The organism is Curtobacterium sp. MMLR14_010 (assembly GCF_001865015.1).
Lineage (GTDB): Bacteria > Actinomycetota > Actinomycetes > Actinomycetales > Microbacteriaceae > Curtobacterium.
Genome location: NZ_MJGV01000002.1, coordinates 56,857 through 68,468 on the forward strand (window position 1 = coordinate 56,857; position 11,612 = coordinate 68,468).

General features: G+C 72.8%; 14 protein-coding genes. 7 read left to right on the top strand and 7 right to left on the bottom strand.

All coding sequences use genetic code 11. The annotated features are described in order from the left end of the window. Positions 1–24 precede the first annotated feature (24 nt). Positions 25–693, bottom strand: coding sequence for a hypothetical protein (locus tag BIU98_RS19200; protein WP_071269601.1), 669 nt, complete (start codon positions 691–693; stop codon positions 25–27). An 81-nt stretch (positions 694–774) separates the two neighbouring features. Between BIU98_RS19200 and BIU98_RS00360 the strand changes: the two genes are divergently transcribed. Continuing rightward, complete coding sequence (locus tag BIU98_RS00360; protein ID WP_071270459.1) at positions 775–1,179, top strand: VOC family protein; 405 nt, start codon at positions 775–777, stop codon at positions 1,177–1,179. Positions 1,180–1,273: 94 nt separating this feature from the next. Here BIU98_RS00360 and BIU98_RS00365 read toward each other — a convergent pair whose 3' ends face one another. Together BIU98_RS00365 and BIU98_RS00370 are read right to left on the bottom strand one after the other, a co-directional pair. Then, positions 1,274–2,782, bottom strand: coding sequence for a cryptochrome/photolyase family protein (locus BIU98_RS00365; RefSeq protein ID WP_071269603.1), 1,509 nt, complete (start codon positions 2,780–2,782; stop codon positions 1,274–1,276). Between the two features lie 430 nt (positions 2,783–3,212). Further along, positions 3,213–3,740 (bottom strand): hypothetical protein, encoded by a 528-nt coding sequence (locus BIU98_RS00370; RefSeq protein ID WP_071269605.1) that lies wholly within the window; start codon positions 3,738–3,740, stop codon positions 3,213–3,215. A 152-nt stretch (positions 3,741–3,892) separates the two neighbouring features. Here BIU98_RS00370 and BIU98_RS00375 point away from each other — a divergent pair, with 152 nt between their 5' ends. Further along, entirely contained in the window at positions 3,893–5,467 is a 1,575-nt protein-coding gene (locus BIU98_RS00375) for a Mur ligase family protein (protein WP_071269607.1), read from the top strand. On the opposite strand, the gene BIU98_RS00380 is transcribed toward BIU98_RS00375, so the two are convergent. The 4 genes from BIU98_RS00380 to BIU98_RS00395 all read right to left on the bottom strand — a co-directional run bounded on the left by BIU98_RS00380 (position 5,434) and on the right by BIU98_RS00395 (position 8,183). Next, positions 5,434–6,078 carry a signal peptidase I gene (locus BIU98_RS00380; protein WP_083392836.1) on the bottom strand — a complete coding sequence of 215 codons (645 nt, stop codon included), beginning with the start codon at positions 6,076–6,078 and terminating at the stop codon, positions 5,434–5,436. The genes BIU98_RS00375 and BIU98_RS00380 overlap by 34 nt on opposite strands. Further along, a complete protein-coding gene (locus BIU98_RS00385) occupies positions 6,066–6,959 on the bottom strand; it encodes a hypothetical protein (protein ID WP_071269609.1) in 894 nt (297 codons plus the stop codon). Before BIU98_RS00385 ends, BIU98_RS00380 begins: the two co-directional genes overlap by 13 nt. Continuing rightward, positions 6,956–7,549 carry a TasA family protein gene (locus tag BIU98_RS00390; protein ID WP_139200486.1) on the bottom strand — a complete coding sequence of 198 codons (594 nt, stop codon included), beginning with the start codon at positions 7,547–7,549 and terminating at the stop codon, positions 6,956–6,958. The genes BIU98_RS00385 and BIU98_RS00390 overlap by 4 nt, the downstream gene beginning before the upstream one ends. Before the next feature lie 79 nt (positions 7,550–7,628). Beyond that, the gene (locus BIU98_RS00395; RefSeq protein WP_071269613.1) at positions 7,629–8,183 is read right to left on the bottom strand and encodes an alternate-type signal peptide domain-containing protein; all 555 of its coding nucleotides are present in this window, start codon (positions 8,181–8,183) and stop codon (positions 7,629–7,631) included. Between the two features lie 361 nt (positions 8,184–8,544). On the opposite strand from BIU98_RS00395, the gene pnuC reads away from it, so the two are divergent. The 5 genes from pnuC (at position 8,545) to BIU98_RS00420 (ending at position 11,534) form a co-directional block, all read left to right on the top strand. After that, positions 8,545–9,210 (top strand): nicotinamide riboside transporter PnuC, encoded by a 666-nt coding sequence (gene pnuC, locus BIU98_RS00400; protein ID WP_071269615.1) that lies wholly within the window; start codon positions 8,545–8,547, stop codon positions 9,208–9,210. Positions 9,211–9,262: 52 nt separating this feature from the next. Next, positions 9,263–9,958 carry a hypothetical protein gene (locus tag BIU98_RS00405; protein ID WP_071269617.1) on the top strand — a complete coding sequence of 232 codons (696 nt, stop codon included), beginning with the start codon at positions 9,263–9,265 and terminating at the stop codon, positions 9,956–9,958. Positions 9,959–10,019: 61 nt separating this feature from the next. Next, positions 10,020–10,691 (top strand): hypothetical protein, encoded by a 672-nt coding sequence (locus BIU98_RS00410; protein WP_071269619.1) that lies wholly within the window; start codon positions 10,020–10,022, stop codon positions 10,689–10,691. Positions 10,692–10,782: 91 nt separating this feature from the next. Continuing rightward, positions 10,783–11,223, top strand: a complete 441-nt coding sequence (locus BIU98_RS00415) for a chemotaxis protein CheY (RefSeq protein WP_071269621.1) — start codon at positions 10,783–10,785, stop codon at positions 11,221–11,223. After that, positions 11,205–11,534, top strand: coding sequence for a transcriptional regulator (locus tag BIU98_RS00420; RefSeq protein ID WP_254787745.1), 330 nt, complete (start codon positions 11,205–11,207; stop codon positions 11,532–11,534). The genes BIU98_RS00415 and BIU98_RS00420 overlap by 19 nt, the downstream gene beginning before the upstream one ends. The last annotated feature ends 78 nt before the right edge of the window (positions 11,535–11,612 follow it).

Genomic DNA, 11,612 nt, shown 5'->3' on the forward strand with positions numbered 1-11,612 from the left:
CGGTGACGGCCCGGGCGACCGGGGTCAGAGCGCGGCGACGACGAGCCACGCGACCAGCGCGAAGCCCGCAGTGCGCAGCACCGCCGCCGCGACCAGCTGCCGGCGCCAGGTCGCCACGAACTCGGCGACCGCGGCGACGAGTGCCGTCAGCGTGATCACGACCACAATCCCCGGCAGCGGGTGTCCGACGATCCCGGCGCCCACCTGGTGGAACGCGACGATGCCCCACGGGACGATCCCGACCGCCGACCCGAGCCCGAGCGGCACGCGCGACCCGCCGGTCGCACGGTCGTCACGCCGCTGGACCACCGCGAACAGCACACCAGCGGACGCGAGTGCGTAGACGCCGACCAGCGCGCCGACGTCCCGGATGCCGTTGAGCTGCGCGACGACGAACAGGGTGATCGGCGTGGTCAGCAGCGGGTCGAGCGCGCCCGACCACCACGACGACCGCGCACCTGCCCCAGACGACCGCGCCCCGGCCCCGGCCGACAGCGCCCACGCCGCGGCCGACAGCGCGAGCACCACGACCATCGCGGCGCCGAGGTCCACGTGCGAGAGCGTGCTCGTCGGCTGGCCGGGGAGCGTCACCGTCACGGCCCGCAGCGTCCGCTCGCCGAGCAGGACCACCAGGAGCGCGCCCACGGCCTGCACCGCCATCAGGATGCTGATCGTCCTGCTCCGTGCGCCCATGTCCGAGAGCCTGCCACGTGGGCAGCACGACGGCGCTCGGGACCCTTGACCAGCACGCCCGACACGAGGACGATCACCCGCATGAGCCTCTTCATCACCTGCCCGGTCGACAGCGTCGAGCGTGCGACGGCCTTCTACCGGGCCCTCGGCTGGACCATCCAGCCCGCCATGTCGAGCGACCAGACCTCGTGCTTCGCCATCGCCCCGGAGCAGTACGTCATGCTCACCAGCCGCGAGGTGTACGCCAGCGTCGGTGGCACCGAGGAGCTCGTGGGCGGACCGGACACCCCGTCCAAGGTCACCGTCTCGTTCGACCTCGACAGCCGTCAGGCGGTCGACGACCTGCTCGATCGCGCCGCCGCGGCCGGCGGGCGCGTCGGCGACACCGACGAGTACCCCTTCATGTACCAGCGCCAGTTCGACGACCCGGACGGCTACCACTGGTCGCCGTTCTGGATGAAGCCGAAGGAGCCTGCGGCACCCTGATCGCGCTGATCGCGCGGACCACCGGACGGGAGGCTCGGTGCCAGCGCACCCCGAGCCTCCCGTCCGGTGGGTGGTCGCGACCACGCGCGCGCCGTCAGGGCATCAGGCGGGCGGCCTCCTGGGCGACCACCTGCTCGCGGTCCGGCATCTGCCGGAGCTGCTGCAGCGGGCGCACCATGCGGGTGTTGCTGCGGAGCGCGGGTTCCGCGCGGTCGAGGAAGGCCCAGTACCCGGCGGTGAACGGGCAGGCGTCCTCGCCCAGCCGCTTCGTCGGGTCGAAGCGGCAGCCGCCGCAGTGGTCGGTCATCTTGTCGATGTAGCGCCCGCCCGCCGCGTACGGCTTCGTGGCGACGACCCCGCCGTCCGCGTGCTGCGACATCCCGATGATGTTGGCGGGCATCACCCAGTCGGTGCCGTCGACGAACACGTCGGTGAACCACTCGGTCAGCTCGACGGGGTCCCAGCCGCGCTGGAGCGAGAAGTTCCCGAGGACCATCAGCCGCTGGATGTGGTGCAGCCAGCCGTGGTCCCGGGCGTCGTCGAGTGCGGTGGACAGGCAGACGGCGTCGACCTCGGTCGAGTCGAGCTCCCGCCACCAGCGGGGGAGCGAGGACCCACCCGACGGACCGTCCCGTCGCGCTCCGTCCTTCTGCGTCCCGAGTGCTGACGCTTCGGCCCCGTACGTGTCCCCGAGCCACCAGTAGAGGTGCCAGACGTAGTCGCGCCAGCCTGCGACCTGTCGGACGAAGCCCTCGACGCTGCCGATGGGGGCACCGCCGGTCTCGTACGCCCGGACCGCTGCCGTGACGGCGTCTCTCGGGTCGAGCACGCCGAGGTTCAGTGGCACACTCAGCAGCGAGTGCGCCATCGTCCGGTCGTTGGTCAGGACGGCGTCCTCGTACGGCCCGAAGTCGCCGAGGCGGACCTCGAGGAAGTCGTCGAGGGCTGCCCTGGCCTCGTCCGCGGTCACGGCGAAGCGGCGGCGGTCGTCCCGTCCGACGAACTGCACGAGCCCGTCGCGCTCCCACTGGTCCAGGTCGGCGCGGACCTCGTCGTCGACCTCGTCCTCCGTCGGCGACCACGGTCCGGGCAGCCCGAGGGTGGTCGCCCCACGTGGTGGGGGCTGCCGGTTGTCGGCGTCGTGGCTGAAGACCCCGCCGACCGGGGCGGTGCCGTCCATCAGCCAGCCCTCGCGGCGGCGCACCTGCTCGTAGAAGGACTCCATGAGGAACCGTCCGCCGCGGCCCCGGGCCCAGGCGCCGAAGTCCTCCTCGGAGGTGATGAACCCACGGCTCGGCAGGACCGTCACCCCGTGCTGCCGCACCTGCGCCCGGAGGGTCCGCGACGGCGGGTCCACGACCTCGAGGTCATCATGTCCGGCGAGCACATCCTCCAGTCGGAGGACCTGCACGTGGTCCGCCCGGTCGCCGAGCTCGCGCACCCGGTGTCGGAGCGCGCTCAGCCACAGGTGCGCCTTGGCCCAGTGCACGGGACGGGCGGTGAAGAACTCGCGGGCCTCGACGACGACCATCGGTCCGCCGTCGTCGAAGAGCGGGCCGTACTGGCCGGGGAGGACGAGACGGCGGCGTGGCGAGTCGGTCACTGCGCGGACGCTACGCGCGTGCCGCGGTGAGGTCGCACTTCGTGTCGCCTGGTGCGGGCCGGAGCCGACACGAACTGCGACCTCAGCGAAGCGACCTCAGCGGCGTGGCGGGGTGGTGCGGTGAGCGCGCTGGCCCGTCGAGCGGTCAGGACACCCCGCGTGCACGACGCCGAGTGGTCGGGGAGCGTCGGTCCGGCGGTCTCGGGCCGACGTCTCGTGACCGTTCGCCGGACGTGAGCGGGGAGTCGTGACCGGTGGGGCCCAGCGGGGCGGGCGGGGGTCGACCATGTGCCGGACGGACATGGCCTGGTGGTCCGGGGTCGAGCCTCCCGGCTGTCTGCCGCGCCCGCGAGGACGGTGAGGTCGCACTTCGTGTCGCTTGGTGCGGGCCGGAGCCGACACGAACTGCGACCTGAGCGGCGTGGCCGGGTCAGCCGGTCGCGCCGGCCGGGGGGTCGACGAGCAGCGCGACGCGGTCGGTCAGGTAGTCGACGAGGGGGACGGCAGCGCCAGCGGTCGGCGACCACCGGACGAACGGCTCGCCGTCGCGCACGAACAGCACCCCGTCGGCGTCGACGAGCGTCTCGTCGAGGGGGATCGGTGTCGCGCCGTGGTTCACCGTGTCGCCCGCGTCGAAGCGACCACGGACGGCGGCCGCCCGGTAGGCACGACGGGTCTCGGCGGACACGGAGACGAACTGCGCCCGCCCGGGGTCGGTGACCCGGGTGATGGTGCCCGTCGCCCAGACCCGGCCACCGCTCTCGAGGGACGACCCGAGGAGCAGCGCCCCGACCCGCCAGACCCGGCCGAGTGGGCGCATCGTCGGCTCGCGACGGATGCCGAGCACCGCCTTCGGGCGGACGTACTCGCCGAGGGCTTCGTCCCGGACGTCGGCGGTGCGCAGTCGTCGGGCGGCGTCGTCGAGCAGTGCCTGGGCCCGTGCCACACCGTCCGTCACGACCCCAGAGCCTAGACGCGCGGGTCCCGCACCGGCCCCAGCGAGCGGGTGGGGTACGTGCGACTGGACCGGCACGCGGACGGCGCGGCGTTCCATGAACGGGCAGCGTCGCCCGCACCGGGGACGCCGACCCGACGACGAGGAACGTCCCAGTGCCCCACGCATTCGACCCCGAGCACCTCCGCCCTGTCACCCTGCGTTCCGTCGCCGACGCGGTCGGCGGCACCGCGGCGGGAGCCGCCGCGGTCGGGACCAGCGAGCCGGGGAGCGACACCCTCGTGACGGGGATGACGGTGAGCACCGCGGACGTCCGGCCAGGCGTGCTCTTCGCCGCACTGCCCGGCCGCCACCAGCACGGAGCGGACCACGTCGAGGAAGCCCGTCGTGCCGGGGCCGTCGCGGTCCTGACGGACACGGCGGGGGAGCCGACCGCGGCGGCGAGCGGCCTGCCCGTCGTCGTGGTGCCCGATGTCCGGGCAGTCCTCGGCGCCGCGGCCCGCGCGGTGTACGGCACGGGCGACCTCGGCGTCCCGATGCTCGGGGTGACGGGCACGAACGGCAAGACCTCGACCGTGTACGTGCTCGATGCGATCATGCGCCGGCTCGGTTGGCCCACCGCGCTCACCTCGACCGCGGACCGCCGGATCCGGGACGACGCGGTCGCCTCGCGCCTGACCACCCCGGAAGCGCCGGAGCTGCACGCCTTCCTGGCCAGGGCCGCCGAGCAGGGAGTCCTCGGCATCGCGGTCGAGGCCAGCGCGCAGGGCCTCAGTCGGCACCGGCTCGACGGCGTGCGGTTCGACGTCGCCGGGTTCACGAACCTCAGCCACGACCACCTCGACGACTACGGTGACATGGACACGTACCTCCGGGCGAAGGCGGCGCTCTTCACGCCGGAGCACGCGCACCGCGGTGTGGTCTCGGTGGACAGCGCCGCAGGCCGGACGATCGTCCGCGACGCGGGTGTCCCCGTCGAGACGATCACGTCGCTGCCCGAGCAGGACGCGACCTGGCGGGTCACCGTGCTCGAGCAGCGGCTGGACGGCACACGCTTCCGACTGACCGGGCCGGGCGGCGCGGACATCGTCACCGAGGTGCCGCTGCTCGGCCGGCACATGGCCGCGGACACCGGCCTCGCGATGGCGATGCTGATCCGCGCCGGCGTCGAGCCCGAGCGCCTCCGAGCCGCGGTCGGCGACCGGCTCGAGGTCGTCGTCCCCGGGCGGATGTCCGACGCCTCGGCACCCACCGGCCCGCGGGTGTTCGTCGACTTCGCGCACACGCCGGACGCCTTCGCGAAGAGCCTCGAGGCCGTCCGCGCGGTGGCACCCGCCCGCGTGGCGATCGTCCTCGGCGCCGACGGGGACCGTGACCCGACGAAGCGGCACGGCATGGGCGTCGTCGCGGCGACCGCGGCTGACGTCGTCGTGGTCGCCGACCACCACCCGCGCTTCGAGGACCCTGCCCCGATCCGCGCCGCGATCCTGGCCGGGGCGCGCTCGGTCGGCTCGGACGCCCTGATCGTCGAGGAGCCGGACCCCGCGACCGCGATCCGGACGGCGCTCGCCGCGATCGGGGACGACGGGGTCGTCTACTGGGCAGGCCCGGGCCTCACCGACTACCGGGACGTCCGCGGGGAGCACGTGCCGTACTCGTCGTTCGAGGACGCCCGCGTGGCGCTCGCCGAGGCGGGTCACCCCGCGGAGGACACCGTCCCGTGCGGCTGACCCGTCCGCCGGTACCCCGCGACGTGCCGCGGCCCTGAGCGTCGAGCGCGGCGCCGACGACGCCGGGCCGCCGAGACCGTGCCGGTGATGATCATCACCGCGCCGTAGGTGAGCAGGACGGCGGCGATCGTCGGGACCAGCCAGGTCCGCGACCCGTTGACGAGCTGGTTGACCCAACCGATCCCGGGGACGCTGTACCAGACGACACCGCGCACCTGGCCGGGCACCACGGCGGCGGCGTCGGCGACCGCGTTGTTGTCGCCCCGCAGCACGAAGCTCCTGGTGCCGTCCGACGCGGTCGCGATCGACGTCACGCGATGACTGACCACCTCGGGCTGTCCCGATGCGATCTGGTAGGTCACGACGTCGCCGACACGGATGTCCTGGACCGGGGTCGGCCGCACGACGAGCAGTGTGCCCGGGGGGAGCGTCGGCTCCATCGACTGCGTCAGGACGGTCAGCGGGGTGGACCCCGTGGCCTTCGGGATGACGATCACCACGAGGGCGAGCCCGACCACCACCAGGAGCAGGCCGGTGCTGAGGCCGAGCGCGAGCGCATGGAGGACGGCACGCCAGCCGGTGCGCCGTCGGGCCGGGGTCAGGCGCCGCATCGGATCGCCGCCCCGTCGTTCTTGGTGAAGCGGGTGACCGGTCCGCTGCCCGCGACGGTCGTGGTCGGGGCCCCGGAGCTGTCGATCACCTTCACCACGACGGTCGCGGTGCCGGTGGGGACGGAGGCGGGGAAGTCGCTCGGCGCGAGCTGGATCGCGGCAGCGGAGTACTCCTGCGACGGCTGACCGACCCTCGTGTCGCCCACGTAGGCGGCGTACCAGGTGTCGGGCGGTCGCGAGGACGCGGGCCACGTCAGGTCGACGTAGTTGTCGTCGTGGTCCGTGCAGGTGAGAGCGGGGGTCGCAGCGGTCGCCGCCGAGGTGTTGAGGTAGAAGCCGCCCGAGAACGGTGCGGACACCCAGGGGCCCCAGCTCGTCGTGAGGGTGACGATGACGTTGGCCGTCGCCGAGGCCGGAGCTGATGCCCGCGGCGTGCTCCTGGTGCACCACACCACCTCGGAGTGGGCGGCGAGCGTCGTGGTCATGCTCGGCAGCGACGCCCAGGTCCCGGAGATCGATCCACTGCCGACGGTCGCGCCGTCCGTGCAGTCCGCCGTCGTGGGCACCGGCCAGGCGACGACGTCGATGGCCTGCGCGAGTGCGGAGGAACTGTCACTCGTGACCCGCACGGAGGTCGTCGTGGTCCCCCGGAGGTTCTCCGAGTTCATCAACGTCAGGGGCTTGGTCAGCGAGGTCACCGTGCTGGAGAACGTCGTCGTGAGGTCCTCGGCGCCCTTGATCCCGGCGGCGAGCTTGCCGATCGTCGTGCTCGACGTGGCCTTCGCGCTCGCGGACCACAGCGCCCACGCGGCACTCGAACCGCCGACCACCAGCGCCAGGCTCAGCATCGCGGCGAGGAGCACGCGGACACGGCGGCTCACGGCGCGACCTGCGTCCCGGTCACGGTCATCGTGAAGTCGGTGACGGCGCCCGACACGCTCTGCGGCGCGTCCGTCGCCAGCACGATCTCGATGCAGCCCATGCCGGACGCGCCGGCGGGGAGCGTGAAGTAGCCGCTCCCGGTGTCGAAGGTGGCGAGCGGGCCGGTGGCACCGGAGATCCCGGCGTGGCACTCGGAGGCCGAGCCGATCGAGGCGAGTCGGAGCGTCTGGGCGCCGAGGACGACGGCGTCCGTGGTGTCGGCGTAGGACACCTTCGTCGCGGTGATGGCCACCCGCATCGAGAGCGGCACCGTCCCGGTGTTCCGCACGGTGAACGTCCCCGTCGTGCTCGACCCCGGGCCGATCGCGGTCTGGTACATCGGCGACAGGGGACTCACGGTGATGGTCGCGGTGCCCGACCTGACGACGGACGACTTCGTGCTCGCCGAGGCGTTCCACAGCGCGTAGGTCCCGCCGGTGCCGAGCACCGACGCGACCACGGCGACCGCCAGCGCGAGTGCTGTGACCCACACCCAGCGGTGCCGGGCCGGCGCACGGTGGCGACGGCGCGGTGCGGTCGGACTGGTCATCTCCGTCACCCCCCGGTGAACGTGGTCGTGGTGGTGGGACCGGCGCGGTCGACGGATCAGGGACCGACCGCGCCGGTGGTCAGGAGCCGATCGCGGTCTGCGTCAGCGTGAACGCGAGCGCACCGACGTTGACGGTGCCGTTCTGGCCGGTGGTGGCCGACTGGGGCAGCTCGATCGTGAAGACGACCTTGACCGCCGAGGTGCCGGCGGCGGGGGAGACCACGAAGGTGTTGGCCGGGGACGTCGCCTGCACGACCGACGCACTCGACGACGTGACCGCGAGGGTCTTCGTCGTCGCCGCGATCAGCCCGGAGTCGCCCGTGATGCTCTGGTTCGCGTAGGTCAGGTTCGCCTTGAGGTCCTGGCCGGTCGCGGCGATGTTCAGGGTCTGCGTGAACTGGTACTTGTTGCCGGGGACCATGAGCACGGAGGCGGGGTTGATCGTGGCGGAGCGGCCGTTGGTCAGGTCCGTCCACACGCCGTCGTTCGCCGCGGTCAGGGTCAGGGTGCCGGAGCTGATGGACGACGCGGCGCTCGAGGCGTTGGCGTTCCAGAGCGCGAAGCTGCCCGCGCCGCCGAGGAGCAGCGCGATGCCGGCGGCGCCTGCGAGGGCACCGGTGACGATCTTGTGCATGGTGGATCCGTTCCTGCGCTCCGGGAAGCGCTGAGGCCGCCGGCACGGTGGTTCGGGTTGCGTGCAGGCGGGACGGTGTCATCGACCCCGTGGTACGAGGGCCGCGGCTGACCGGTGCCGAGCGGGACCGCCGAGCTCCGGAGCTCAGGGCGGCTCGGGCGGGCTGGATTCCGTCTGACATGGACGCTACCCGTCCCCCAAAGTGCTGACAACAAAGACGATGCGTCCGAATGGACCCAAAACGGGGGTGATTTTCGTCCCCAGGAGTGCGGACGTACTTTGTACCCCGTTCTGACACCGATCGCCGAGGAATGCCGTTCAGGCCCATGCGGTTGCATCGACCGGGAACGAGGAGGGGACCATGGGCATCGTGCGCTGGCTGTTCGACGCGCAGATCGTCATCGGGGACCAGACGGTGCTCTGGCGCGAGGTGATCGGCAACGTCTTCGGGCTGCTCAGCGCGCTCGGCGGGATGCGCCGTCGCATCTGGGCGTGGCCCGTCGGCATCGTCGGGAACGCCCTGCTCTTCACGGTCTTCATGGGCGCGCTCTTCGACACCCCGAACCCCGTCAACCTGCTCGGCCAGGCCGGCCGCCAGGTGATGTTCATCATCGTCAGCGTCTACGGCTGGTACCGCTGGACGCACCGCCCTGCGGAGTCGGTCACCGTGATCGACCCGCGCTGGGCCTCGTGGCGGACGCGCGGGCTGCTCGTGGTCGCCCTGGTCGGCGGCACGGCCCTGCTCACCCCCGTGTTCCGCGCGCTCGGGTCCTACGAGCCCGTGTGGTCCGACGCGTGGATCTTCGTCGGGTCCCTGCTCGCGACGTACGGCATGGCGAAGGGCTGGGTGGAGTTCTGGCTCGTCTGGGTCGCCGTCGACCTGGTCGGCGTGCCGCTGCTGTTCTCGGCCGGCTACTACGCCTCGGGCCTGATGTACGTCGTCTACGGCGTCTTCACCCTCACCGGGTTCTTCGTCTGGATGCGGCAACGCACCCGCCCGTCCGCCGCCCCGGTCACCGTCGGCTGACGAGCGAGCAGGCCGCCGGAGCGACCGGCCACCCGCAGGGCATGATGGCGGCATGACCGAGCCAGCCGTCGTCACCGGGTGGCGCGTGTACCGCGCACGCCGCACCGAGTTCCTCGACCCCGCGCGCGTCCGCCGCCGGACCCGTGTCTGCGGCGTCGTCGCCACGGCGCTCGGCACGGTCGGCGTCGTCGCGCAGCTGCTCTGGCACTCCGTGCTCGAGGCACCGCTCGCCCTCGCCCTCGTCGCGATCGTGGCCTTCGCCGCCGCCGTGGGCTGCCTCGCCGCCACGTTCCTGCGCACGGCATCGACCCCGGACGCCTCCCAGCCCGCGGCCCTGACCGGTGACTGGCGACGCTCCGAGCGCATCGGTCAGCAGTTCGGTCCGCGACCGCCGGCGATGCTCCCCGAGGACCGGGACCTGGTGCACCGACAGGTCGAGGGGTCGGTCGGCGTCGGAGTCGTCGTGTTCGACCGGACGCGGTGGCTCCCCGTCGGCTGGCTGATCGCCTGGGTGGGCCTGCTCGTCGTCGGCGAGGCGTCCACCGACCACCTCGTGCTGCTGCTGCTGCTGCCGTCGGTGCTCGCCCTCATGCAGTCGTCGACCGCGATCAACGCGCTGCTCGGCCTGGCTCGCGCCGAAGCCGCCCGCCGCCGAGCCGAGGCGACGCCCCCGTACGACCCACCGCCAGCAGCGCCCACCCGGAACCGCGACCCCCGCGGCTCGAAGCTCGGCCTGCCCGACAGCTGAGGCACAACACCCCCCGCACTGGGACACGACGGCACCCCCCGGGATGCGGTGTGATGATCGGGTGCAGACACTCACCGAGGGACTCGCCGACGGGACGCTCGACGCCGAGCAGCCGTTGCCAGAACAGACCATCGCCGAGCGCCTCGTCCGTGCCGCGATCCGCGCCTACCGGCTGCACCCGTTCAACGACGTCGACGCCGCGGTCGTGGCGGACGTCGCCGGACTGCCGCTCGACGCCGTCTCCCGGGCCTTCCCGACGTGGGACGCGCTGCTGCTCGTCACGTACGACCACTGGACCGCGATGCGCGTCTCGACCCGTCGTCGCACCCCGACCTGCACCATCGAGCACGTCCGGCAGATGCTCGCCGAGGACGTCGCCGACCCGGGCCGCGTCCGCGTGCTGGCCGGCGTGATCAACATGGCGGGGGCCGGCACGAGCTTCGCCGAGCTGTTCCGGAAGCGCTACCAGGACTACGTCGTCGGGCTCACCGTCGGGCTGCAGCGGGACCTCGACGCCGGCATCGAGACGATCGTCGTCCCGGCCGGACGCGCGGCGACACAGCTGCTCGCGGTCTACGAGGGCCTGCAGATCCAGCTGCTCGTCCGTCCGCACCTCGACGCCCTGGCGGAGTTCGACCACGCCGTCCGTGCGCTCCGGTCGGGCTGGGGTCGGCGCCACGTGCCGGCATGGGACCTCGGCTCCGTCCCGACGTCCCCGATCCTCCCGGTCTGACCCCGCGTTCCCCGAAGAAGAACCGCCAACCGGAAAGTACTTGCCAAATCGGAAAGTACTTGCCAGACTGGTGGCAACGGGAGGGAACACCATGACCGACACCACCACCACCGGCGGCATCGACCCGGCGGGCGCCCGCGCGATGCTCGACCGTGCAGACCGCCTCAGCCGCCGAGCGCACGACGCCGTGCGCTGGCCGTACATCGCGTTCATCACGGCCCTCGGGGTCACCACCTCGCTCGGCACGCTGGCGATGGGGCTCACGACGGGCACCGCGTTCGCCGCGGTCTACGTCGGCACGCTCGCGGCGCTCTTCGCCGTGCTCATCGGCTTCATGCTCGCGATCCGCGGCCGCTCGGCCTTCGCCAGCAGCCGGCGATGGACCGTCTACATCGCGAGCTGGGCGCTCACGTACTGCGCCGCCATCGCCGTGGTCGGCTGGGTCCACGGCTCGGTGCTGTGGTCCGGCATCACGTCCGGCCTGGTGCTCGTCGTCGCACTCGCCTGCGCCGCGTGGGAGTCCCGCTCGTGACGCTCGAGCAGGGCACCCACCCGCGGCACCGGCTCGACGACCTGCTGCAGAACGCCGTGCGGTTCTCGATCGTCGCCGCGCTCGACCGCGCCGGCACGCTCGGGTTCCGCGAGGTCCGTGACGCCGTGGAGATCACCGACTCGGCCCTCAGCAAGCAGGTCGCCGCACTCGAGTCCGCCGGGTACGTCGCCGTTGGCAAGGCCTTCGTCGGCAGGACACCGCGCACGTCGCTCACGCTCACCCGCGACGGACGCGCCGCCTGGCGCGGCCACCTGGACGCCCTGCGGCAGATCGCGGGCAGCGACCAGTAGCGCTCGGGTCACCACGTGACGGACGGGAGGCCCGGTGCCAGCTGGCACCGGGCCTCCCGTCCGTCATCCGGTCACGTC

Bases quoted from the DNA above. Each gene is read 5' to 3' on its own strand.
- pnuC (WP_071269615.1), top strand. From the start codon at position 8,545: ATGGGCATCGTGCGCTGGCTGTTCGACGCGCAGATCGTCATCGGGGAC.
- BIU98_RS19200 (WP_071269601.1), bottom strand. From the start codon at position 693: ATGGGCGCACGGAGCAGGACGATCAGCATCCTGATGGCGGTGCAGGCC.
- BIU98_RS00390 (WP_139200486.1), bottom strand. From the start codon at position 7,549: ATGACCAGTCCGACCGCACCGCGCCGTCGCCACCGTGCGCCGGCCCGG.
- BIU98_RS00380 (WP_083392836.1), bottom strand. From the start codon at position 6,078: ATGCGGCGCCTGACCCCGGCCCGACGGCGCACCGGCTGGCGTGCCGTC.
- BIU98_RS00360 (WP_071270459.1), top strand. From the start codon at position 775: ATGAGCCTCTTCATCACCTGCCCGGTCGACAGCGTCGAGCGTGCGACG.
- BIU98_RS00415 (WP_071269621.1), top strand. From the start codon at position 10,783: ATGACCGACACCACCACCACCGGCGGCATCGACCCGGCGGGCGCCCGC.
- BIU98_RS00395 (WP_071269613.1), bottom strand. From the start codon at position 8,183: ATGCACAAGATCGTCACCGGTGCCCTCGCAGGCGCCGCCGGCATCGCG.
- BIU98_RS00405 (WP_071269617.1), top strand. From the start codon at position 9,263: ATGACCGAGCCAGCCGTCGTCACCGGGTGGCGCGTGTACCGCGCACGC.